Raw genomic sequence first — 21,217 nt, forward strand, 5'->3', positions numbered from 1 at the left:
TGGCAGCCAACTATTTGCCAATTCAGGTTATCAAGTTCGCGGCGAGAGCGTGTAATTCCATGCGGGACAGACGGCATGCGGCCTCAGGTGGAGGCGACGCATGACCTCGTCGGAGACCCGCTCCCCGGTCTCATTGCCACCACGCTTGAGGCGAGCATTCACCCGCAGCCCGGCTGCCGTGACGGTTCCGGCAATGTAGCGGACCATCGTCGCAAAGGTCCGCAGCGGCACGCCAGCCCAGTTCAAGCTGATGAAGCTGAAGAGCCGGTGCTCAATTGGGTTCCACTTCGAGCAGCCGGTGGGATAGTGACACACCGTGACCTCGAGCCCGCAGGCATCGCAGAGCTGTTCTTGCAACTGGGCTTTCCAAACTCGGGAGCGGCAACTGTTCGAGCCGCCCGCATCGGCCAGGACGAGGAGACGCCCGGCTTCTGGAAAGCGCTTCTGTCCTTCGCTCTCCCACCAGTCACTGATCGCCTCAACGGCAAAGCGCGGGGTGTCAAAGCAATCGCCGATGCACACATAGCCGCTGTTGGTTGTGATCTCGTAGATGCCGTAAGGAATGGCCTGACCGACTGCATCCTGCGGCTAGTCGTGCACCAAGACCGGCTCGGCTCTCCGGCACCACGTCTGGCCCGGGTTCTTGAAGTCACCGACCAATTCCTTTTTTTTTCGAATCCACGCTGATGATCGGCTCACCTGTGGCTGCAAACTGCGCGCGCTGTTCGGCGATGTGCTGGAATTGCGCATCGCGCTCAGGCGGCGTGCTGTGCGCCTCGGTACGCCGTGCATTGGCTTTGGGCGAGTAGCCCAATTGGCGCAGCAGGCGCGCCACCGTGGGGCGGCTGGCCGGGTGTCCTGCGACGGCAAGCTCATGGCTCAGATGATGCAGAGAACTCCGCTTGGCTTTGGCGTGCCGACCCATCGGGTCACCCGCTGTCTCGCCTTCGAGCAACTCCTCCAAGGTCTGTGGGAGTTCAGGATCCTGGACCTCTCGGGTGGGACGGCCACCACCGGCGACCCGCACGCGCTCGGTGGGGCGGTCAACAAGCCCGGCCTCGAGTTCGCGACGGCCGCGCCGGATGGTATGGGGGCTCAAGCCCGTGATCTGGGCAAGCCGCTGAGTGCCGCCCCAGCCGATCCGCATCGCCTCAAACGCGATAAACCACCGGCGCTGCTGTTCGTCGAGCCGGCTGGCAAGCAGGTTGATCTGCCGATGAAGCATGCGGTCCGGATGGGGCTTGCGCGAGTGACACTTGGGGCATCCACATGGGTGAAGGGAGGGTAGCGACATCGGCAGCTCCGTTCAGAACGGATGGTCCTTGTTCCAACAACGCACCAGTTGCCCATTTGGGCAGGTTGTTGCCTGCCAAGCCCTAGGAGGGACGCCATGACGACTGATCGGCATACTTTGCGGGGCGCAGCGGGCGCGTATGAGTGCGCCTACAACCTGTTCAGAAGCAAGTTTCTGCCTGACATCATCTGTGCCGTGCCGGAGGACAGCTTCCTGGTCCCGTGCGCGAAGGCCTGTGCCTCCTGCAAGGTTTGCTCCTCTGCGGCGTGTGCGGTCGCCGTCTCGGCGTCCGATATACCGGCAATGGCGGGATCTACCCGATTTATCAATGTGTGTGGAAGCACCGCGAGGCTTTGGCACCCCGCGCTTGCCTCAGTGTCCCGTCAGCGCCGCTCGATCAGGCCATCACCGATCGCCTGGTCAGCGCCATCACGCCGGTAACGATCGAGCTCGCGAGGTCGGCGCGCAGTGGCGGATGCGGATCGAGCGGGCGCGCTACGAGGCCGAGCTGGCGGAGCGGCGCTACGAAGCTGTCGATCCCGCCAACCGGCTGATCGCCGCGACGCTCGAAACACGTTGGAACGACGCCCTGCAGCGCCTGCATGATCTCGAAGCCGAGCTCGCGGCCTTTGAACACAAGACGATGCGCGCCGTCACCGCCGAGCAAAAGCGCCAGATCCTCGCGCTGGCCCAGAACTTTCCTCGCCTGTGGTCGGCGCCAACCACGACGGCACGGGACCGCAAGCGCATCCTGCGCCTGCTGGTGCGCGACATCACCGTGACGCGGGGACCGGAGCCGAAGATCGTCCGCTTGCACGTTCGCTGGCAAGGGGGCGAGACGGAAATCCTGCCACTCCGGCTGCCACAGAACCGGGCTGAGGCGATCCGGTATCCCGAGGCCTTTGTCGCGCGCATTCGCGGGCTGTCAATCGATCACCTTGATGGTGACATTGTCGCCCTGTTGCGCGCGGAAGGTCAGCGCAGTGCGACAGGCAAGCCCTTCACGGTCGGCGCCATCCGATGGATCCGCTACAAGCACCGGATTTCTGCGCCCAAACCGCCGGCCGGCAGCCTCAGCGTGCGCCAAGTGGGGGAACGCTATGGCGTCAGCCTCTGGGTCGTTCATTATTGGATCGCACGCGGTATTATCTCCCCTACGCGAAGCAGGCCGAAAGGCCCGTACGCGATCACGATCGATGCCGCCTTGGATCAACGCCTCCGGACCTGGATTGCCAAATCAGGACACCTTCATCCGACACCCCCAACGCTTACCGCATGAGGTGCATTATGAAGCCCGCGTCCCATCCGTTACAGACAGATTGGTGCAGGAGGTTGTTAGGTCGATTCTGGAGGTCATATACGAGCCGGTCTTCTCAGACCACTCGCATGGATTTCGCCCGAAACGATCCTGTCACACCGCCCTGACTAACATCAAAAATGTCTGGTCCGGGGTTAAATGGTTTGTGGAAGCAGACATCAAAGGCTTCTTTGATAACCTCGACCATAAAATCATGATGACCTTACTGGCCAAGAAGATTGACGATAAGAACTTCCTACGTCTTATCGCCTCTTTCCTTGCGGCTGGTTATTTGGAGGACTGGAAATACCACAACACCTATAGCGGCACGCCGCAAGGCGGTATCGTTTCTCCAATTCTTTCCAACATCTACCTCCATGAACTTGACCGGTTCATGGAACGATGGATTGAGGCACGGAATAAGGGGAAGGAGCGAAGGGGTCATCCCCCGTGGATTTCCATCACCGCACGGATCGGTTACATCCGAAAGAAAATCCGGACTCTTCAGGAACGCGTCGAAGATCTTCAACATATGACGCATAGCCCTGAAGGGACGGAGGACATCAAGGATGAGATCGCAAATGTGATGGCGCAGATTGTTGAACTTGAAGCCGAACTAAAGGCATCTAAGATTCAACAATTCTCAGTACCCTCGAAAGTCGCAGACGACCCTAGCCGCAATACCGTTGACTTAAGCTATAGTACCAAACGCCGGCGCAGCCGGGCGACCCACTGGTTGAAGCGGTACACCTCCAGATCATGGGATTGGCAGTACGCCGTGCGTGTCAGTCGACTGACATTCCAGTCGCGAACGTGCTGATGCCATGAAGGGCGGCCGCAGGCTTGGCCTGGTGGTCTGGAAGCAGTCTGCGGGAGAGCCGTTGACAGGAGCACCGTGTCCTCCACCATTGGCGCGACAATCCGGATAAGCGCGCTGGAGCGGACGATCGGCGCGGTCAGGGGCGGCCCAGCCCGCGCCTTGGTCGGGAAGTTGCTCATCTTGCGTTTCACCACACGTGGATTGTGGCGACCTCGACTGGGCTCGGCCGGTGTGTCGATGATCTCGATCAGGATCATCTCATGCATCTGATGCTGTCGCTGAGGGGGAAAACGCGGCATAAAACGGGAGATGCCGCCGGACAATCCGCACCGTGTGGAGGAAGGACAACGTGTCCGGGTCGCACCCGGCCTTTCGGCTGGCAGCATGGATCAGCTGCCGCACAACGCCAGATGGACGAGCAGAAAGCCATAGAGTTCTTGTTCGGCCAGATCCGCCCGGCGACTGCGCAGCATCAGGCGCTGCCCGGGCAGGCTCACCTTGAATTCGGCGAAGGTCCCCTCGCACTCCCACCGTTCATGATACAGCGCTGCCAACTCCGTCGCTGGCGCGACGGCCGGGTCGAGGAGCGTGGTGACCAGCCGATAGAGGGGCTCCGCGTCCGCGATGCCTTCCAGGCGGTAGTCGATGACGCGCACGACCTGTCCCCCCTCATCGTGTCGACGCTGCTTGGGCGAGGCGTAAAGCCGGCTCAGATACGAGCCATCGGAAAGGCGCTGGCGGCAGGGCAGTTTGTGGTTGATGCGCACCCGCCAGAGCAAGTCGGCGCCCGTCGCCGCCGCCAAGCGCCACAGCTCAAAGCCGACGAAGGCCCGATCAGCCAGACACAGCATGTTCGGCTGCAAGTGCTGCAACACGCGCGGCGTCAAGCGGACCTCGCTGGTGTCGTAGCGGCCAACCGCCACGGCGAACATGGCATGGGTGCCGGTTTCAATCAGCCCCACCAGGCGCAGCTTCGGGAAGCTGCTGGCGCCCCGCGAGGCGGCAGGGCGGCCGAACTGGGCCTCCAGTTCCGGCGTATCCGGAAGATCAATGGTCGTGCCATCCACACTGACCAACCGGCGACCACGGTACCACGCTCCGGGCGTGCCGGGGTCCGCAATGGGATGGGCCACCCGCTGGAACAACTCCCGCACGGGCGTGACCCCCAGCCGGATCCGCGCACGGGTGATGGCCGACTTGGTCGCCCCCAGCGCGTCGAGCCCGCCCAGGCGGAGCCACCGCACCCCCTCCAGCAGGCATCGCAACACCTCGCCGTAGGAGGCCTGTGCATACAAGGCCAGCGCCATCACATAGTACACCACCAACGGCGCTGGCAGCTGTCGATGCCGCTGGCTCTGTCGCTGCGTCGCGACCAGCACAGCGTCAATCAAGGCCGCCGGAACGGTCGTCGTCAGCACCCCGAGTGTGACGAGATCGCTGATCCGTGGGCTGTCCGGCAGGCGCGCTGGAGGTCGGGTCATGACTGAACCCTCCGCAAGCTACCCCCCTCGTCACTTCACACCCCATCGGCAGCTTAAGTCAACGGTATTGGGCCTAGCCGCTCTTATTCATGATGTGGCTGGAGAGGGCTGGCGAGTGTAGCCTAAGTGACTGACGTGTCGTAGGATTTGGTTGCTGACACCAATCTCTGCCACCGATTGCACCGTGCCACACCCGCCATGCCGGATGATACCCCTCCAACGTTTCCGTTTCCAGCCGTTGGCCGCAAGAAGATCACCGCCGCGTTCGACGGTGGACGCCTGTCGTCCGACGGCGGCGTCATGCTCCTGGCCCAGGCCGAGCGCCGGCTGGGCGTCGCCGAGCGGCTGGCGCGTTTCATTCCGGATCGGCGCGATCCGGCCCGCGTCAGGCATGCTGTGGCGGACATGCTCCGCGCCCGCATCTTCGCGATTGCGTGCGGTTACGAGGACTGCAACGACTTCGGTCCGCTGCGCGCGGATCCGGCGTTCAAGCTCGCCTGCGGGCACTTGCCGGAGACGGGTGCGGATCTGGCCTCGCAGCCAACCCTCTCACGCCTGGAGAACGCCCCGAGCCTGCGCGATGCGATCCGGCTGAGCTATGCTCTGATCGATCAGTGGATGGACAGCTATGTGACCCCGCCGGACGGCGTGGTGCTGGACATCGACGATACCTGCGACGTCGTCCATGGCCATCAGCAACTATCACTGTTCATGCGCATTACGACGAGCGCTGCTTTCTGCCGATCCATGTCTATGACAGCGCCACCGGCCGACCGGTTGCCGTCGTGCTGCGGCCGGGCAAGACGCCCTCGGGCCGTGAGGTCCGGGCGCATCTGCGACGTCTCGTGCGGCGCATCCGCACCCGCTGGCCTCTCACCCGCCTCACGATCCGGGGCGACAGTCACTATGCCCGCCCTGAGGCCATGGACTTCTGCGAGCAGAACGGCGTCAGCTACCTCTTCGGGCTGGCTGGCACGAGGCTGCTCACAAGCAAGGTGCAGGACACCGCGGATGCGGTGCGCACTCAGCGGGCGGTCGAGGATCGCGAGGTCGTGCGTGGCTTTGCCGAGACGACGCACCGGGCCAAGAGCTGGTCGGGCGAGCGCCGGGTGGTCGCTCGCATCGAGGCGACCCGCCTCGGGCTCGATATCCGGTTTGTGGTCACCAACCTGATCGGCACCAGTCCACGGGTCATCTACGAGAGCCTGTACTGTGCCCGGGGTCAGGCCGAGAACTGGATCAAGTTCCACAAGACGCAGCTCGCCTCCGACCGAACCTCGTGCCGGCGCGCCGTGGCCAACCAAGTCCGCCTCGTGCTGCACACAGCCGCCTATTGGCTGATGCTGTCCGTGCGCGAGACCATCCCAGCCGCTCGCGATCTCGCCCGGGCGGAGTTCGCCACGCTGCGGCTGCGCCTGCTCAAGATTGCCGTGCGGGTGCAGGAAACGGCCAGCCGCATCCGCTTGGCCTACGCGTCCTGCTGTCCCGAAGCCGACCTCTTCCGGCGTCTGGCTTGGGCTCTCAGCCCTCGGCCGCGGGCAGCGTCGCCGTGAACGGCGGGGCCACGATCGCCCCGATCATCCCAGCCAATCCCTGCAAACGCGTTCCCCACGTTCCAGAGCTCGCTGCGGTGAAAGAGACGCAACAGATTGGCTCGCCTCGCCGCAGATCAGGTCAATGCAGTAAACCCTGGTGAATAGGAACGGATAGAGCAGCGCATGGAGGCGCTGGCTGATCAGGAGGAGCTCCTGCGCAACGATGCGCAGCGCCAGCAGCAACTGGCCGGTATCGCAGCCTCCCTGGAGGCCTTTCGGGAGCGGCTGCAGCACGGGCTGGCGAAGGCCACCTTCGAGCAGCGCTGGCAGCTTGTGCTGTTGTTCGTCCACCGTGTCGTCGTCACGGGCGACGAGGTCGAAATCCACTATGTGGTGCCCATCAGCCTTGCGAGTGAGCACGTCCGCTTTTGTCCATTGCGTAAGGACTACTTCGACCACCCACCTGCGTGGCAGCGGCTGAAAGCTCTGTTGCTCGGATAGCCTACGCGCGATCTCGATCACGAAGTCCCAATAGGCCGCCTGGCCCATCAATCTCCCGCGATCGTCGCGGGAAAGAACAGACCTCTCGTAAGGATTGCAACATGATCTCGATCAAGCTGCAGCCACATATGTGGCGCCGGCGAGCATCGTTCCGGACAACGCGGCAACAAGGAGAAGGCGAGACATGGTCATTTTGACTCCGTTTCTCACACGCGCCCGACACGGCCACGTGTGCTTGACTGACTGGATTTGCTTCGGTCTAGTGGAGAGTGTTTTGCTGTCTATTCGGCGTGCCTTTCGAACTGAACCGGACTGACATAGTCGAGCGTCGAATGCCGCCGGACACGGTTGTAGAAGTCGTCGATGTAACGGCCGAGCCCCTCAGACTTGAGGATGCGGTAAGCCGCATCGCAGTTGAGATGCGGCAGGAAGTGCGTGACCGCGAAGGCGAGGTCATCGAGCAGAAAGCCGGTGGCCTGGCGCAGAGCGCAGACGATCGCCCGCTCTTCCTCGGTGGCTTTTCAGGGCAGCTTGCGCGGCCGGCTGCTATGATCCTGACAGTCATGGCTTCGCGCTTACGCCATTTGCGGATGCTCTCGGTACTGAACCCGAAGTGTTTCGCCAGCACGCCGGCGGACTCGGCTGAGCGGGCGATCTCCTAGCGAACGGCCGGGGTGGTGCGGGCTTGCGTGTGGATGGACAGCATCACGTCCTCCTGCGATGAGGAGTTCGGCGTCGCAGGCCGTCAAAGCGCCAAACATATTCCTCAATCGCGCAACGCATCCGATCCTAACAACCTTCCGCCACCAAACAGCCCTCCCTAGGCCCACAAGCGCTTTTCCCGGCGGCGCTGCACGGATGAGGGGATGTTCATCGCCTCGCGATACTTTGCGACGGTGCGACGCGCAATATCGATGCCAGTTTCCTTAAGTCGGACGACGATGTCATCGTCGGACAGCACATCATCAGGCGATTCTACGGCGACCATCGCCTTAATCCGATGGCGGACAGCCTCGGCGGAGTGCGCGTCGCCACCTTGGGATGAGGCGATTGCGACAGTGAAAAAATACTTCAGTTCGAACACGCCGCGCGGAGTGAGCATGTACTTGTGCGACGTCACTCGGCTTATCGTCGACTCGTGCATGTTGATCGCGTCAGCGACAGTTCTGAGATTGAGAGGCCGCAGGTGGGCGATGCCATGTTCAAAAAAGGCATCCTGCTGGCGGACGATTTCAGCCGCTACCTTAAGGATTGTCTTGGCGCGCTGATCGAGGCTGCGGATTAGCCAGTTCGCGTTTTGGAAGCAGTCGTTGAGAAATGCCTGATCTTTCGAATTATGGGCGGTCACGCGTGAGACTTCGGCGAAATAGGTTTGGTTGATCAGCAGCTTGGGCAGTGTGTCTGGCTCAAGTTCGATTTGCCATCCACCTCCGGGCGAGGGTTGGACCCAAACGTCGGGAATGATGGATTCCGGGCCTCCGGACTGAAACCGGTTTCCCGGCTTTGGGTCGAGCGCACGGATTTCATGCAGCATGTCGAGAAGATCGTCTTCGCCGACTCCGCAATGCCGCTTCAATGCCTGAAAATCGCGCTGCGCAAGCATCTCAAGATTGGCAACCAAAGTTGCTATCGCCGGGTCGAACCGGTCTCGCTGGCGCAACTGTATCTCGAGGCATTCACTGAGAGTACGCGCAAAGATTCCCGGCGGATCAAAGAGCTGCAAAGTTCTGAGAACCCGTTCCACATCAGCCTCCCGGACATTTAGGCTCCCGGCCAGCTCCAAAAGGTCTACCTGAAGGTACCCGGTGTCTTCCAGATGATCGGAAAGCGCGCGAGCAATCAGCCGCTCCTGCGGTGTGTATGCGGTGAGGGCGATCTGACGAGCGACATGGTCGTGCAATGTTTCGGCGGAGGCAGTAAACTCGCCGAGGGCAAGGCTTTGCCCGGGCGGGATACTGGTTGTGTCGCGCGTTGATTTCCATTGCATGGGCTGTTCCGGGGCCCCGGTCCTGGTCGGCTCATCAACGTCGTTTTCGCGTGCGCCGATGTGCGGATCCTCGGCCGAAGTCGACAAAACATCGCCTAAAGCCCCGCCATCGTTTGGCGCTAGCTCCAAAAGCGGGTTCTTCTCGATTTCCTGCTCCACGAACTGACGCAGCTCGGCATGTGTCAGTTGCAGCAAGCGGATCGACTCAATGAGTTGAGGTGTTATACTCAGAGATTGCTTCTGACGCTGAAGCTGGCTTGCTGAGAATCTCACGGTGAAACTCCTGTCAAGCGACGCACTTGGTCGGGCGTCATGGGATCTGTGAGATGTTGACTCGTCCAGGTCGTGCGGCGGCCGCGGTTTGAAAGGACTTCAGCGCTTCGAGAACGTTCTGCGGCGACGAGATGCCGTAAGGGTCGGTTTCGCAGTTGTCGGAGAAGCCGTCCTCCTCGAACCACTGCTCCACCACGCCGTTATCGATCACGGCAGCGTACCGCCAGGAGCGCATACCGAAGCCGAGATTCTCCTTGGCAACCAGCATGCCCATCTTACGCGTGAACTCACCCGAGCCGTCCGGGATGAGCTTGACTTTCTGCGACCCCAAGGCCTTGCCCCACGCATTCATGACGAAGGCATCGTTGACGGAGATGCAGTAGATCGCGTTAATTCCTTCCCTTTCAAACTCGTCATAGAGCTTTTCGAAATCGGGCAGTTGGTAGGTCGAGCAGGTCGGGCTAAAGGCGCCAGGCAACGAGAACAGGACGACGCGCTTGCCGCTGAAATAGTCGTCGGACGTCTTGTCTTCCCAGCGGTAGGGGTTCGGCCTCTCGATGGACTCATCGCGAACTCGGGTGCGAAATGTGACGAAGGGAACCATCTTATTAACGGTCATCAATGGTGCTCCTTGAGAAGAAAAACGGGCGGTGCAATCACGTGAGGATGGTTGTCGAGGCGAGGATAGGAACGTCTGACGAAATCGACGATGTCCTGACCGGCATGATCGCCGCGCGCGAGACGGATGGTCCGACCGTTTCCCGAACGGCCGTAAACGTCCATCGATCCGTCATCGCGCGGTTGCCAGCAATGCGATTCCGCATGCTCAATAACAGCGGCGGTGTTGCGCAAGGGGCGCGTTGATGGCGCCAGCGTGTGCAAACGAGGAGCAATCACCCCGGATAAACGGTGCCAATCAGTTTGCGACAAAGCCCGTCTCCTCACTCTGTGACGCATGTGCGGAGAGCCATGCATGTCCCGTGCCAAAGGAGAAACTCATGTCAAAACAACATAATGGCTCTAATGCTGCGATGCCGCCTGTCCGACATTGTCGACTTTCGGACCATGCGGAGCGCGGTGGGACGACGGGTGAACTGCGCTGTTCCCGCGGAGCATTCCTGTCCGCCACTCCTGGGACAACGTCAGGCAACCGACACCGACTGTCGGGTTTGTCGTGTCCGCGACACGGTGGTGTGCGGCCCGGCGTCCTGCCGCGCTCTCAAGCCATTGACCAGGATCCAGAAAATTATTTCTGAGGCGCTTTCTGCGCAATTGGCACGCCTTTTGAAACTCCCCCGTCGGGAGCCGAAGGAGCTGCCAACCGGCACTCATGTTGTGGGTACCCGCGATCGATGGGCCGCAGGAAGGAAAGCAACATGTCAGGTCTGCGTCAGAACCGCAGTCTGTGGGAAACGGTTATTCCTCGTGGACTCCGAATGTCCTTTTGGTCCGATGAGCGACGACACTCACAATCGCGCAGCATCGGCCGACGGCCGATCGACTTGGAGACCGGGTTCGACCAGCATGTGCTTGCCTGTGTCCTCTCACGAGCGCTCGAGGAGGCCGAGGCCGGCGAGGCGACGGCGACAGAGGCAACCGGCCTTTCGCGTGCCGAGCTGCAGGGTGTCCTGACCCGCAATTTCCCCGCTATCGCTGTCAACGCCTTCGCTTTGGAAGAGGTGACCGACCGCGAGCCGGATATGGAGGAAGAGCTTTTGCGCGGCCTTCTGTTCGCGCATGCCCGGCCGGGCGACCCGGTGAGTGCCCGCTTCGCCAAGATCATCGCCCGGCGTGCCTTGTGCAATAACCATCTCTGGCAGGACCTCGGCCTTTTCAACCGGGCCGCGCTCAGCCGCTTGCTTGCCACGCATTTTCCGATGCTGGCGGCCGGCAACACCAAAAACATGAAATGGAAGAAGTACTTTTACCGCAAGCTCTGCGAGGCTGAAGGTTTTTCGCTCTGCGCCGCGCCCAGTTGCCGGGAATGCAACGAATTCGACAGCTGCTTCGGCCCGGAGGAGGGCGAAAGCCTCCACGCACGGACCAAGAACGGGCTCGCCTTGGATTAAGAGTGGCTTTCGCCAGCAGGACAAGGCCGCCAGTCTTGATCGCCATTCGTCTAAATCCACAGGCGCTTTTCCCGGCGGCGTTGCACGGAGGAGGGGATGTTCATCACCTTGCGGTATTTGTGACGGTGCGGCGCGCAGTGTCATGTCGGTTTCCTCGAGCCGGACGACGATGTCATGTCGGACAGCACATCTTCGGGCGTTCTCCTCGCGCTGTTCGAGGTAGGAAAATGCCGGGTCTCGAAGATTTCGCTCGGGAAGGCGCGCAATCCGCTCTTCCGGCCAGGCCGCTGCCCGGTGAAGAGGCTTACAATCTTGTCGGATGGCGAACGCTATGCCGCGCAACCTAGGGAGTCATTAGGTGTGACTTTTTCGTTCTTGGAGACCCGACGCGCCATGAGGGCCGATGCGCGCCGTTATAAATCAGACGCCTTCCTGAGCGAAGCCATGAAAATGCTCGCCGTAGGGATGATCCCCCTGTCGGCGGGCGCCTGCAGCTTCTCCTTCGGGACCGTGGGACTGCAGGAGGAGGAGCCGCAGATCACGGACTCGGTCAGCCGGACGGCCGTGCCCCTGTCGCCCGACCTCAACGAGGAGGATTGGCGCCGGGCCAAGGCGGCCCTCTCCGTGGCGCTCGATCCGCAGCGGCCCGGCACCCAGGTCTCCTGGGATAATCCGGCCTCCGACCGGAAGGGCACCTTCACGCCCACAAGCGCTCCCTTCGTGAAGGACGACCAGATCTGCCGGAACTTCACGGCTCTCATCAACGGATCGTCCTCCTCCTCCCTCCAGGGCATGGCCTGCCGGCCCTCGGGCGGCGGATGGGTGATCAAGGGCATCAAGCCGGACAAGACGACCGCCAAGGTCTAGCCGAAGATGAGGAGAAACCAAGTGGCGAGCAACCCGGTTCCAGATCATGTCCCACCCGAAATGGTGAGGGACTTCAGCCTGTTCACGTCGGCTGGCATGCTGCCGACGCCCAACGGGGATCCGCACGCAGCTGTCGCTTGCGTCCATGCCGGGCCACCAATCTTTTATTCCCCCTACAACACACGCAATGGCCGGGGGACCTGGGTTATTACGCGCACCAGAGACCAGCGCAGGGTGCTGCAGGACGCCGAAACCTTTTCCAGCCATCGCAGCATCTTCGCCTCCGTGCTCGGCGAAAACTGGCCGATGATCCCGCTCGAACTCGATCCACCAGCCCATGGCATTTTTCGCTCACTACTCAATCCGCTGTTCTCGCCCAAGCGGGTGATGGTGCTGGAGCCGGTTGTCCGGGAGCGAGCGATCGCGCTGATCGACAGGATCGCCGCATCGGGCACAAGCTGCGATGTTATGAAGGATTTTGCATTTCCTTTCACAGTCAACATCTTCCTTGGCTTTCTAGGGCTATCGGATGATCGACTCGATATATTTGTCGGCTGGGCGAACGATCTGCTCCACGGCGACGATGTCAAACGACCGGCGGCGGCCCGGATGATTGTGGCGTTCATCGACGAACTTGCAGCCATGCGCCGCAAGGAACCAGTCGCCGATTTCATGACCTTCGTCGTGCAGGCAGAGGTCGAGGGCCGCCCGCTGACCGACGAGGAAGTCCGTGGCACTGGGGTGCTTCTGTTCGTCGCTGGACTCGACACAGTTGCAGCAGCGATAGGCTTTGACTTGGCCTATCTCGCGCGCAATCCCAAAGACCAGGACTTGCTGCGGAGCGAACCGGATCGAATCGGGCTCGCAGCCGAAGAATTGCTGCGCGCCTATCCAACCGTGCAGATGATCCGGGTGGCAACGAAAAATATCGACTTCGAAGGCGCGCCGATCCGTAAAGGGGACTATGTTTCCTGCGCCACGATGATTGCCAATCGTGACCCGGCGGAATTCAAATGCCCCAACACGATCGATCTTGCGCGAGAGGACAACCGCCATGCTGCCTTTGGCTATGGCCCGCATCGTTGCCTTGGCTCACACCTTGCCCGGCGGGAGATTGTCATTGGCCTCGAGGAGTGGCTGGCGCGCATTCCGGGCTTCCGGATCAAGGAAGGTACGGCGCCCATCACCTATGGCGGCCATGTGTTCGGGATCGAAAATCTGATCCTGGACTGGTCCTGACCAAAGCTGCCGGGGCACAAACATGGAGGTAGAACCATGCGCATCATCGTCCACCATGCCACATGCCAGGGTCACGCGCGATGCTGGGCGCAAGCGCCGGACATCTTCAAGCTTGATGACGAGGGCTATATCCTGCCCGGTGACATCAATGTTGCGGAAGGGGACGAACTGCTCGCGTCACGAGGCGCGCAAGCCTGCCCCGAACGTGCACTGGAAATCGATCGCACAGCCGCTGCGCTTGAATCGGTGTTTATTCAATCGAGAGTCTAGTGGGCTTAAATTGGGGTCAGCGCGACCTGGCCGCACCGCGAAAAGGACGGCGCGCGGCCTCTGTCCTGCCACCGTCCTCGTCCAACTGGGCAGTGGGGTCATCCTCTCCGGTATCGAGCTGCTTCACATGATACGCAAACGGCAGGCGAGGTTCGTCTTACAGTCCACCTCCTAGCGCCGACCAGTTCGAAATCGTTGCAGCGGACCGGAGACGCGAAAACGCCTCTTCCTGGCCAATCTCAGCATTCGCGACAGAGCCGATGAACCAGGCAAGAATTTCCGAACTACGCGACCGGGAGGCGATCCGCGACTGCCTCTATCGGTACTGCCGTGGGATAGACCGCGCGGACGAGGCGGCGCTGCGCAGCTCGTACTGGCCCGATGCACATGACCATCACGGGGCCTATTCCGGCTCGGCCGAGGGCTTCATCCAGTTTGCGCTCGGTGTCTTCAAGACCGGACCGCGCAACATCCATCAGATCACGAACGTCCTGATCGAGTTCATCAGCCCGGAAGAGGCCGCGGTCGAGAGCTACTTCACCGCGCTGCAACGCGGACCGGACGAGGCCGGAGAGATACGCCAGGTGCTCCTCTGTGGCCGCTATTGCGATCTGTTTCAGGAGAGGGCAGGGGAATGGCGGATTGCCGAACGCACGGTGGTCTACGATTGGGTCGAGGAGCAGACCCCGCCGGCGGCCTCCGAGACAGAGCAGTTCAGCCCCCGGCAGCCGCTCGGAGCATCGTACCCGGATGACCCGGTCTACGCGCTCACGAAGCGCCGCATTTCTTCAAAGATATGAAAGTGTACTGCATATGAATGTAACGGTTGAATGCTCCGCTCCCATAGCCACGGTGCCTTCAGAGGCTCCCAACTGGAGAGCCGCGTCGGCCGCGGAGACGAAAGAATATAACCATCCTGCAATGCCCCAGCGCTTCTCCCGGCAAAAGCCTGCCGGTGAGGATGCGGCCGTGAGGATTGCCTTTCCGAGCCGAAACGGCGCGACCGCAACAGCGGTCTGCTCCGTCCCACGAGCCCGCCGACGATCCTTGTGTACATCAATTGCAGGCCATCGGCGGAGCCGCTCATCGAGGCGAGCGGCGCCTTCGCCATAATTTCCTGACGGAGGAACAGCACCGTGTTGCGTGCTTTCTTCGACGTCCAGGCGCAGCCTGGAGGATCGGTTCGCAGAGGGGAAGAGAACCGACATATAGATTATTGTTATTTTACAGATGCTTAACAGGGTATATTTAGCCTCTATGTTGCAGGTTTGTGTACCACCAGAGGCGATACCTCCACGCACATGGAGTTGAGCAACGTGCACCCTTTATAAATGATCTATCGTTAGCTATCGAGGCTCTCGGCTGCGCGGTCGAACTTTTCCAGCTCCTGCGCTGCTATTCGAGGGGGTGAGACAGGTATTTTGGCTCACCAAACCCGCGGCATGGTTGACTTGCAATCGGCGGCGGGCTTCAACGGCTCTGCTATTCTCCAAAGTGTGGCAGTGTGGACGACGCTCTGCGCTAAATCGGTCTACGAGGGTTCTTGATGGCTAACGGCATTGTACATCTTCCACCTAGGGCTTGGCAGCCAACTATTTGCCAATTCAGGTTATCAAGTTCGCGGCGAGAGCGTGTAGACGGCATGCGGCCTCAGGTGGAGGCGACGCATGACCTCGTCGGAGACCCGCTCCCCGGTCTCATTGCCACCACGCTTGAGGCGAGCATTCACCCGCAGCCCGGCTGCCGTGACGGTTCCGGCAATGTAGCGGACCATCGTCGCAAAGGTCCGCAGCGGCACGCCAGCCCAGTTCAAGCTGATGAAGCTGAAGAGCCGGTGCTCAATTGGGTTCCACTTTGAGCAGCCGGTGGGATAGTGACACACCGTGACCTCGAGCCAGCTATGACGGAATTTAGGTGATGGGGCCGATCAGGCGGCGCTGTTTGTCGGCAGCGGGATGACCTCGCTGCCGTCCTGGAATCTGACACCAGCGATCACCTTCGGCAACTGGTTTTCACCCATCAGCCGGCGCCAGGTTTTCGCAGCCGCCATGATGAGTTTGAACACCATCAGGCGAGCAGTCGTTGGAGACAGCGCGCCCTTGGTGCGCACGGTGCGGTGCCGCACGGTCGCAAACACGCTCTCAATCGGGTTCGTCGTGCGCAGATGGATCCAGTGCTCAGCCGGCCAGTCGAAGAAGGCTAGCAGCGCCCGCTGGTCCTTGCGCAGGCACTCCACCGCCTTCGGATAGCGTGCGCCATAGGCGTCCTCGAACAGATCGAGGGCGACCTCGGCCTGAGCGCGGGTCGGGGCGAGATAGATCTCCCGCAGGGCCCCCTTCATGCCGGGCTGCACGGACTTGGGCACCTTGTTGAGCACGTTCGCGGTCTTGTGCAGCCAGCAGCGTTGATGATGCGTGCCGGGAAAGAGCTCGTCGAGCGCCTTCCAGAAGCCCAGCGCTCCGTCTCCCACAGCAATGTGAGGCGCAATCGACAGACCCCGCCGCTTGATCTCGACCAGCAGCTCGCGCCAGCTCTGGGCACTCTCGCGCACGCCGGCCTGGAAGCCGATCAGCTCCTTCCTGCCCTCCGGGGTGGCGCCGATCAGCACCAGGATGCATTCAGCCTGGTCCGCCATCCGGGCCTGCAGGTAGACGCCGTCGGCCCAAACATAGACGTAGCGCCGAGCCGAGAGATCGCGGGCCTGCCAACGCTCGTACTCGCCCTGCCATTCGCCCGTGAGTCGGGTGACCACCGAGGGCGAGAGGTTGGGCGCATCCTGGCCGAGCAGGGCGGAGAGCGCCTCCTGGAAGTCGCCGGTCGAGAGCCCGCGCAGGTACAGGATCGGCAGCAGCGCATCCAAGCTTTTGGTGCGCCGCGCCCATTTCGGCAGGATCGCCGAGGTAAAGCGGATGCGGTCGGCATCATCCGTGGCGCCGCGGTCGCGGATCTTGACCCGGCGGACCGCCACCGGGCCGATGCAGGTCTGGAGCATGCGCTCGGGGCCATGCCCGTGCCGGACCAGGCGCTCGCGGCCGTCCGGCAGCTTGAGATCGCGCATGCTGGCCAGATAAGCCTCGGCCTCGCTCTCGATGGCTTGGGCCAGCAGCTTGCGCGCGCCGGCTCGGAGAAGATCGGTCAGGGGATCGTCGATCGTGTCGGGCTGACGAAGGCGGACAATGCTGGTAGTCTCGTTCATGACGTATCGCTCTCCTGGAGAGGTTCAGGCAGGCTCGACACCCGCCTCGATACGTCGCCTTTCTCAATCCGTCATCACCCATGTATGGATGCCCCCGTTCGCGCAAGGGATTTCTGAACAGCTTCGGCATGTGATCGGGTGCGGTCATGTATCAGGCCTTCTGTTGCGGCCATGATCATGCCGCTGGCCGGTATGGAGATACGCGGAGCAGGTGCAGATCAAATTCCCGAGCGCGAAGCTCTTTGGGTGATAATGCTTTTCCTGCTCCCGATCTGACCGATCGTTTTGCCCTTACTGTTCCTCGACCTCCTCACACGCCTGACGCACCGGCAGGATCGATGCCGGATCTCCCGATCACGACGCCGTTGCTGCCGGAACTCTGAAGTCCTCGCCTTTCGTCAGCATGGCCCAGGCGGACCGCGCCATCTTGTTCGCCAGCGCAATGGCCACGAGCATCCTCGGCTTGCGCGCCAGCATGCGGGCAAGCCAGGAGCCTTCCGGCGCGCTCTTGCGCCCTGCGCTCTTGACGACAGCCATCGCGCCGATGATGAGCAGACGTCGGATATCACGCTGGCCCATCTTCGAGGTGCGCCCGAGCACCTGCTTGCCGCCGGTGGAGTGCTGGACCGGGACAAGCCCGAGCCAGGCGGCGAAGTCGCGTCCGCGTCTGAAGCTCTCCATCGGCGGTGCGAAGGTTTCGATCGCCATTGCGGTGATCGGCCCGATCCCGGGCATGGTCTGCAGGCGTGACGTCGTCACCCCACGCGCGGCCTCGCGTTTCAACACCCTCTCGAGATCCGCGATCTTGCCGTCGAGGGCTGCGATCTGGTCGAGATAGAGGCGACCGAGTTCGACGACCAGTGGCTGAAGGGTCGTGTTGACGTCCTCGATCACATCGCTGAGCAGCTTCACTTTGGCTGTTCCCTGTGGCGCGACGACGCCGTGCTCGGCGAGATGCCCCCGCAGCGCATTGATCAGCTGCGTGCGTTGGCGCACGAGAAGATCCCGCGTGCGGAAGACCATCGCTCGCGCCTGCTGTTCCTCGGTTTTGACTGTGACGAACCGCATGGTCGGGCGTGCCGCCGCCTCGGCGATGGCCTCTGCGTCCGCCGCGTCGTTCTTCTGGCGCTTAACGAAAGGTTTTACATAGACCGGCGGGATGAGCCGCACTTCATGCCCGAGAACCTGAAGTTCGCGGCCCCAGTCATGCGCTGTGGCGCAGGCCTCCATCGCAACAATGCAACGTGGCTGCTTGGAGAAGAACGTCAGAACCTGCTGGCGGGTCAGTTTCCGGCGAAAGGCCACGCTCCCATCGGCGCGGGCGCCGTGCGCCTGAAAGACACGCTTTGCAAGGTCGAGACCAATGATGTTAACGTCTGTCACGGATGCCCTCTCCATTTGTGAATGATCCTCAGATCACCACCTTGGCACATTGTGATGCCGTCAGGAGGGGGCATCCACTCCATCAGGTTCCACCATAGCTGTAGGCGACGCTCAGCGCCGCCTTGGCCTTGAGGGTGGGGGCGGCCTCGAGCAGGCGGGCAACCTCGTCGGGGCTGAGGACCACCGGCAGCTTGCGCGGCTCGGGCACGAATGGGATTGGCTGCATGACCTCGGGCCGGTGCAGGGTGACCTGAAAGAGGAAGCGCAGGGCCGTAACGGCGTGGTTGATGGTGGGCGGGGTGGCGCCGGTCTCGATCAGGAAGAGCTGGTAGCGACGCACATCCTCGAAGTCGGCCTGGTCGGGGGAGGCGCCAAGGAAGGCGCTGAAGCGTACGCATCCGAGGAAGGACGCATTGCGCTAGTGAGTGAGACTGTGGATGGTCTGTCTATATAGACGTCAATATAGACAGTGCTTTAGCCATGGACATGATGGATGCTCGCCCGGGGCGCGTCAGCAGGATGGAGATCGTCGAGAGCGGTCGCCGGCGGCGGTTCACTGATGAGGCGAAGCTGGCGATTGTGGCGGAAAGCTATAGCGGCCTGCGCCAGGTCACCGCAACGGCGCAGCGCCATGGGATCACGCGCTGGCAGTTGAACGGGTGGCGCAGGGCCGCGCGGGAAGGAAGGCTCGTCAGCCGTTCGACGGACGGCTTTGTTCCGGCACTGATCGTTCCCGCGTCTCGTGGTGCAGTCGCGCAGCCTGCATCGGCTGCACCTATGCAGCCTCTCACACCCGACCACGGTCGCATGGAGGTCATGAGCGCGAACGGCAGGCGTGTGATTGTGGACCGGGATGTCGACGTTGAGGTGTTGCTGCGGATCATACGTGGTCTGGAGACGTTGCCATGAACCCGTTTCCGATGGGTCAGGCTGTGAAGGTATGGCTGGCAACCGGGCATACCGATATGCGCTGTGGCTTCCCCACTCTGGCTCTTCGGGTGCAGGAGATTTTGAAGCATGACCCTCTGGGCGGCCACCTTTTTTGCTTCCGGGGGCGCAAAGGTGATCTGATCAAAGTGATTTGGCATGACGGCCAGGGAGCCTGCCTGTTCACGCGAAAATTGGAGAAAGGCCGGTTCATCTGGCCCAATGTGGAGGGCGGCGCTGTTGCGATCTCGCCGGCGCAGCTGTCTTACTTGTTGTCCGGAATCGACTGGCGCAATCCGCAGGAAACCTGGCGTCCGACACGGGTTGGGTAGCATTATTCGATTGAAAAGACAGGGAAATTCTGTTCGAATGGCGTCATGCCGTCAACGCCTGTCGATCTTCCAGACGACCTTGTGAGCGCCTATCTGGCGCTGCTGTCCGAGCGTGAGGGGTTGCAGGCTGAACGGGATGTCGTTGTCGCCGAGAGGGACAGGGCTGTGGCGCAAGCCGCCAAGGCGCAGGCCCTGTTGTCCGACAGCGAGGCCCTGATCGCCAGTCTGGAACTGGCGATCGAAAAGCTGAAGCGCGAACTGCACGGCCAGCGGTCTGAGCGCGCGGCGCGACTGATCGACCAGCTCGAATTACAGCTCGAAGAACTGGTGATGGCCGCGACTGAGGATGAAGTTGCGGCGCAAGCCGCGGCCAGGAGCTCAAACGGGCGCTCCTTTGTGCGCCGGCGGCCGGTCCGAAAGCCCTGGCCGGAGACGATCGAGCGCGAACGTGTGGTGATCTCTCCCCCGGCGACCTGTGCCTGCTGCGGCGGCTCGCGCCTGGCGAAACTGGGCGAGGACATCACCGAGACGCTGGAGGAGATCCCGCGTCGGTTCAAGGTGATCGAGACGGTCCGGGAGAAGTTCACGTGTCGGGACTGTGAGGCGATCAGCCAGCCGCCGGCGCCGTTCCATGCCACGCCGCGCGGCTTCATCGGCCCTCATCTGCTGGCGACGATTCTGTTCGACAAGTTCGGCATGCACAGTCCGCTCAATCGCCAGAGCGCCCGGCTCACCTGCGAAGGCATCGCGCTGTCGACCTCGACGCTGGCCGATCAGGTTGGGTTTGGAACCTCCGCTCTCAGGCCGGTCTTCGATCTGATCGAGACGCATGTCTTTGCGGCCGAGCGCCTTCACGGCGACGATACGACCATCCCCATCCGGGCCAAAAGCAAGTGCACGACTGGACGGATCTGGACTTACGTGCGGGACGACCAGCCGTTTGGTGGGCCTGCGCCGCCAGCCGCGGTCTACTACGCCTCAGGTGACCGCCGCGGCGAGCATCCGCAGAAACACCTGGCCGGGTATGGCGGCATTCTGCAGAGTGACTGTTACAATGGCTTCGAGCCGATCAGTGTTGCCGAACAGAAAGCGGTGCCCCTTACCTTTGCCTTCTGCCACGCGCATGCGCGACGGAAATTCTTTGAACTGGCCGATATTGAGAAGAGGGCTCGGGATCGCAAAAGAAACGGCAAGCCGATCTCCCCGATCGCGTTGGAGGCCATCAAGCGGTTCGACGCGCTGTTTGACATCGAGCGTCAGATCAACGGCTTGAGCGCCGCGGAACGACTGGCTGTGCGGCAGGAGAAGAGCAAGCCGCTGTTCGATGACATGCACGAGTGGCTGAAGCGGGAGCGTGCCACGCTCACGCGATCGTCCGAGGTGATCGGCGCCATCGACTACATGCTGAAGCGCTGGGATGGCTTTGCCCGGTTCCTGGAGGATGGCCGGGTGTGTCTGACGAACAATGCCGCCGAACGGGCCTTGAGAGGGATCGCCCTGGGGCGCCGCAACTGGACCTTCGCCGGGTCCCAGCGCGGGGCGGATCGTGCCGCCGTCATGCTCACCCTCATCACGACCTGTCGTCTTAACGACGTCGATCCAAAAGCCTGGCTCGCCGACGTACTGGCCCGGATTGCCGATCTTCCTGTCGCCCGCCTGCACGAATTGCTTCCCTGGGAATGGAAAAGGCTACGGCAGGCCGAGAACCCGGCCTCCCAGCTGGCCGCGTGACAGAAAAGGGACCGA

21 protein-coding genes and 5 pseudogenes are annotated in these 21,217 nt (G+C 61.9%); 13 read left to right on the forward strand and 13 right to left on the reverse strand.

Going from position 1 to position 21,217, the window contains the following annotated elements; translation table 11 throughout:
* Positions 1–30 precede the first annotated feature (30 nt).
* Together U0023_RS27590 and U0023_RS27595 are read right to left on the reverse strand one after the other, a co-directional pair.
* Positions 31–564 (reverse strand): ISAzo13 family transposase, encoded by a 534-nt coding sequence (locus U0023_RS27590; protein ID WP_083861265.1) that lies wholly within the window; start codon positions 562–564, stop codon positions 31–33.
* An 85-nt stretch (positions 565–649) separates the two neighbouring features.
* On the reverse strand, positions 650–1,225 hold the full coding sequence (locus U0023_RS27595; protein ID WP_052600416.1) for an ISAzo13-like element transposase-related protein: 576 nt from the start codon (positions 1,223–1,225) through the stop codon (positions 650–652).
* A 335-nt stretch (positions 1,226–1,560) separates the two neighbouring features.
* On the opposite strand from U0023_RS27595, the gene U0023_RS35700 reads away from it, so the two are divergent.
* Genes U0023_RS35700 through U0023_RS35705 form a run of 3 tightly spaced genes read left to right on the forward strand, consistent with a single transcriptional unit; the run spans position 1,561 to position 3,411 of the window.
* Positions 1,561–1,848 carry a hypothetical protein gene (locus U0023_RS35700; protein WP_407667445.1) on the forward strand — a complete coding sequence of 96 codons (288 nt, stop codon included), beginning with the start codon at positions 1,561–1,563 and terminating at the stop codon, positions 1,846–1,848.
* Positions 1,770–2,573: a hypothetical protein gene (locus tag U0023_RS27600; protein WP_052600406.1), complete on the forward strand. Its 804-nt coding sequence runs from the start codon at positions 1,770–1,772 to the stop codon at positions 2,571–2,573. Before U0023_RS35700 ends, U0023_RS27600 begins: the two co-directional genes overlap by 79 nt.
* A complete protein-coding gene (locus U0023_RS35705) occupies positions 2,491–3,411 on the forward strand; it encodes a reverse transcriptase domain-containing protein (RefSeq protein WP_245272832.1) in 921 nt (306 codons plus the stop codon). Before U0023_RS27600 ends, U0023_RS35705 begins: the two co-directional genes overlap by 83 nt.
* Here the strand turns inward: U0023_RS35705 and U0023_RS35710 are convergent.
* Together U0023_RS35710 and U0023_RS27610 are read right to left on the reverse strand one after the other, a co-directional pair.
* Positions 3,357–3,710: pseudogene (locus U0023_RS35710) on the reverse strand (hypothetical protein); the annotation flags it as partial. The gene U0023_RS35705 and the pseudogene U0023_RS35710 sit on opposite strands and share 55 nt — an antisense overlap.
* Positions 3,670–4,892 (reverse strand): annotated as a pseudogene (locus U0023_RS27610) (IS4 family transposase). The pseudogenes U0023_RS35710 and U0023_RS27610, both read right to left, overlap by 41 nt.
* 198 nt (positions 4,893–5,090) lie before the next feature.
* On the opposite strand from U0023_RS27610, the pseudogene U0023_RS27615 reads away from it, so the two are divergent.
* A pseudogene (locus tag U0023_RS27615) lies at positions 5,091–6,445 on the forward strand (IS1380 family transposase).
* A 165-nt stretch (positions 6,446–6,610) separates the two neighbouring features.
* Positions 6,611–6,928 carry a hypothetical protein gene (locus tag U0023_RS27620; RefSeq protein ID WP_009495341.1) on the forward strand — a complete coding sequence of 106 codons (318 nt, stop codon included), beginning with the start codon at positions 6,611–6,613 and terminating at the stop codon, positions 6,926–6,928.
* 317 nt (positions 6,929–7,245) lie between these two features.
* Here U0023_RS27620 and U0023_RS27625 read toward each other — a convergent pair.
* The 4 genes and pseudogenes from U0023_RS27625 to U0023_RS27640 form a co-directional block, all read right to left on the reverse strand.
* Positions 7,246–7,583, reverse strand: a pseudogene (locus tag U0023_RS27625) (IS481 family transposase); the annotation flags it as partial.
* 165 nt (positions 7,584–7,748) lie between these two features.
* Positions 7,749–9,188, reverse strand: coding sequence for an RNA polymerase factor sigma-54 (gene rpoN / locus U0023_RS27630; RefSeq protein ID WP_009495343.1), 1,440 nt, complete (start codon positions 9,186–9,188; stop codon positions 7,749–7,751).
* Between the two features lie 37 nt (positions 9,189–9,225).
* The gene (locus U0023_RS27635; RefSeq protein WP_009495344.1) at positions 9,226–9,807 is read right to left on the reverse strand and encodes a peroxiredoxin; all 582 of its coding nucleotides are present in this window, start codon (positions 9,805–9,807) and stop codon (positions 9,226–9,228) included.
* Positions 9,807–10,118, reverse strand: a complete 312-nt coding sequence (locus U0023_RS27640; protein WP_154661348.1) for a hypothetical protein — start codon at positions 10,116–10,118, stop codon at positions 9,807–9,809. The genes U0023_RS27635 and U0023_RS27640 overlap by 1 nt, the downstream gene beginning before the upstream one ends.
* A 446-nt stretch (positions 10,119–10,564) precedes the next feature.
* Between U0023_RS27640 and U0023_RS27645 the strand changes: the two genes are divergently transcribed.
* On the forward strand, positions 10,565–11,257 hold the full coding sequence (locus U0023_RS27645) for a nitrogen fixation protein NifQ (protein ID WP_009495345.1): 693 nt from the start codon (positions 10,565–10,567) through the stop codon (positions 11,255–11,257).
* A gap of 50 nt (positions 11,258–11,307) precedes the next feature.
* On the opposite strand, the pseudogene U0023_RS35940 reads toward U0023_RS27645, so the two are convergent.
* Positions 11,308–11,399: pseudogene (locus U0023_RS35940) on the reverse strand (RNA polymerase factor sigma-54); the annotation flags it as partial.
* 302 nt (positions 11,400–11,701) lie between these two features.
* On the opposite strand from U0023_RS35940, the gene U0023_RS27650 reads away from it, so the two are divergent.
* From U0023_RS27650 to U0023_RS27665, 4 genes are all read left to right on the forward strand, one after another.
* The gene (locus tag U0023_RS27650) at positions 11,702–12,124 is read left to right on the forward strand and encodes an RT0821/Lpp0805 family surface protein (protein WP_040639794.1); all 423 of its coding nucleotides are present in this window, start codon (positions 11,702–11,704) and stop codon (positions 12,122–12,124) included.
* A 21-nt stretch (positions 12,125–12,145) separates the two neighbouring features.
* Complete coding sequence (locus U0023_RS27655; protein WP_009495347.1) at positions 12,146–13,363, forward strand: cytochrome P450; 1,218 nt, start codon at positions 12,146–12,148, stop codon at positions 13,361–13,363.
* A gap of 36 nt (positions 13,364–13,399) precedes the next feature.
* Positions 13,400–13,633, forward strand: coding sequence for a ferredoxin (locus tag U0023_RS27660; protein WP_009495348.1), 234 nt, complete (start codon positions 13,400–13,402; stop codon positions 13,631–13,633).
* 260 nt (positions 13,634–13,893) lie between these two features.
* A complete protein-coding gene (locus U0023_RS27665) occupies positions 13,894–14,433 on the forward strand; it encodes a nuclear transport factor 2 family protein (protein ID WP_009495349.1) in 540 nt (179 codons plus the stop codon).
* An 812-nt stretch (positions 14,434–15,245) separates the two neighbouring features.
* Here U0023_RS27665 and U0023_RS27670 read toward each other — a convergent pair.
* The 4 genes from U0023_RS27670 to U0023_RS27685 form a co-directional block, all read right to left on the reverse strand.
* Positions 15,246–15,515 (reverse strand): ISAzo13-like element transposase-related protein, encoded by a 270-nt coding sequence (locus U0023_RS27670; protein ID WP_009495350.1) that lies wholly within the window; start codon positions 15,513–15,515, stop codon positions 15,246–15,248.
* 45 nt (positions 15,516–15,560) lie between these two features.
* Positions 15,561–16,829 carry an IS256 family transposase gene (locus U0023_RS27675; protein WP_009489155.1) on the reverse strand — a complete coding sequence of 423 codons (1,269 nt, stop codon included), beginning with the start codon at positions 16,827–16,829 and terminating at the stop codon, positions 15,561–15,563.
* Positions 16,830–17,183: 354 nt separating this feature from the next.
* Entirely contained in the window at positions 17,184–18,212 is a 1,029-nt protein-coding gene (locus tag U0023_RS27680; protein ID WP_040637926.1) for an IS110 family RNA-guided transposase, read from the reverse strand.
* Positions 18,213–18,294: 82 nt separating this feature from the next.
* A complete protein-coding gene (locus U0023_RS27685) occupies positions 18,295–18,552 on the reverse strand; it encodes a hypothetical protein (protein ID WP_322883802.1) in 258 nt (85 codons plus the stop codon).
* A 140-nt stretch (positions 18,553–18,692) separates the two neighbouring features.
* Between U0023_RS27685 and tnpA the strand changes: the two genes are divergently transcribed.
* From tnpA to tnpC, 3 genes are read left to right on the forward strand one after another with little or no spacing between them, the layout of a single operon-like run.
* Entirely contained in the window at positions 18,693–19,121 is a 429-nt protein-coding gene (gene tnpA, locus U0023_RS27690; RefSeq protein WP_040637810.1) for an IS66-like element accessory protein TnpA, read from the forward strand.
* On the forward strand, positions 19,118–19,471 hold the full coding sequence (gene tnpB, locus U0023_RS27695; RefSeq protein ID WP_009489007.1) for an IS66 family insertion sequence element accessory protein TnpB: 354 nt from the start codon (positions 19,118–19,120) through the stop codon (positions 19,469–19,471). Before tnpA ends, tnpB begins: the two co-directional genes overlap by 4 nt.
* 45 nt (positions 19,472–19,516) lie before the next feature.
* A complete protein-coding gene (tnpC, locus tag U0023_RS27700) occupies positions 19,517–21,202 on the forward strand; it encodes an IS66 family transposase (RefSeq protein WP_322883803.1) in 1,686 nt (561 codons plus the stop codon).
* Positions 21,203–21,217: the final 15 nt, after the last annotated feature.

It is taken from the genome of Microvirga lotononidis (assembly GCF_034627025.1).
GTDB classification, from domain to species: domain Bacteria; phylum Pseudomonadota; class Alphaproteobacteria; order Rhizobiales; family Beijerinckiaceae; genus Microvirga; species Microvirga lotononidis.

Bases quoted from the DNA above. Each gene is read 5' to 3' on its own strand.
- U0023_RS27595 (WP_052600416.1), bottom strand. From the start codon at position 1,225: ATGCTTCATCGGCAGATCAACCTGCTTGCCAGCCGGCTCGACGAACAG.
- U0023_RS27600 (WP_052600406.1), top strand. From the start codon at position 1,770: ATGCGGATCGAGCGGGCGCGCTACGAGGCCGAGCTGGCGGAGCGGCGC.
- U0023_RS35705 (WP_245272832.1), top strand. From the start codon at position 2,491: ATGCCGCCTTGGATCAACGCCTCCGGACCTGGATTGCCAAATCAGGAC.
- U0023_RS27620 (WP_009495341.1), top strand. From the start codon at position 6,611: ATGGAGGCGCTGGCTGATCAGGAGGAGCTCCTGCGCAACGATGCGCAG.
- U0023_RS27635 (WP_009495344.1), bottom strand. From the start codon at position 9,807: ATGACCGTTAATAAGATGGTTCCCTTCGTCACATTTCGCACCCGAGTT.
- U0023_RS27645 (WP_009495345.1), top strand. From the start codon at position 10,565: ATGTCAGGTCTGCGTCAGAACCGCAGTCTGTGGGAAACGGTTATTCCT.
- U0023_RS27650 (WP_040639794.1), top strand. From the start codon at position 11,702: ATGAAAATGCTCGCCGTAGGGATGATCCCCCTGTCGGCGGGCGCCTGC.
- U0023_RS27660 (WP_009495348.1), top strand. From the start codon at position 13,400: ATGCGCATCATCGTCCACCATGCCACATGCCAGGGTCACGCGCGATGC.
- U0023_RS27665 (WP_009495349.1), top strand. From the start codon at position 13,894: ATGAACCAGGCAAGAATTTCCGAACTACGCGACCGGGAGGCGATCCGC.
- U0023_RS27675 (WP_009489155.1), bottom strand. From the start codon at position 16,829: ATGAACGAGACTACCAGCATTGTCCGCCTTCGTCAGCCCGACACGATC.
- tnpA (WP_040637810.1), top strand. From the start codon at position 18,693: ATGGACATGATGGATGCTCGCCCGGGGCGCGTCAGCAGGATGGAGATC.
- tnpB (WP_009489007.1), top strand. From the start codon at position 19,118: ATGAACCCGTTTCCGATGGGTCAGGCTGTGAAGGTATGGCTGGCAACC.
- tnpC (WP_322883803.1), top strand. From the start codon at position 19,517: ATGCCGTCAACGCCTGTCGATCTTCCAGACGACCTTGTGAGCGCCTAT.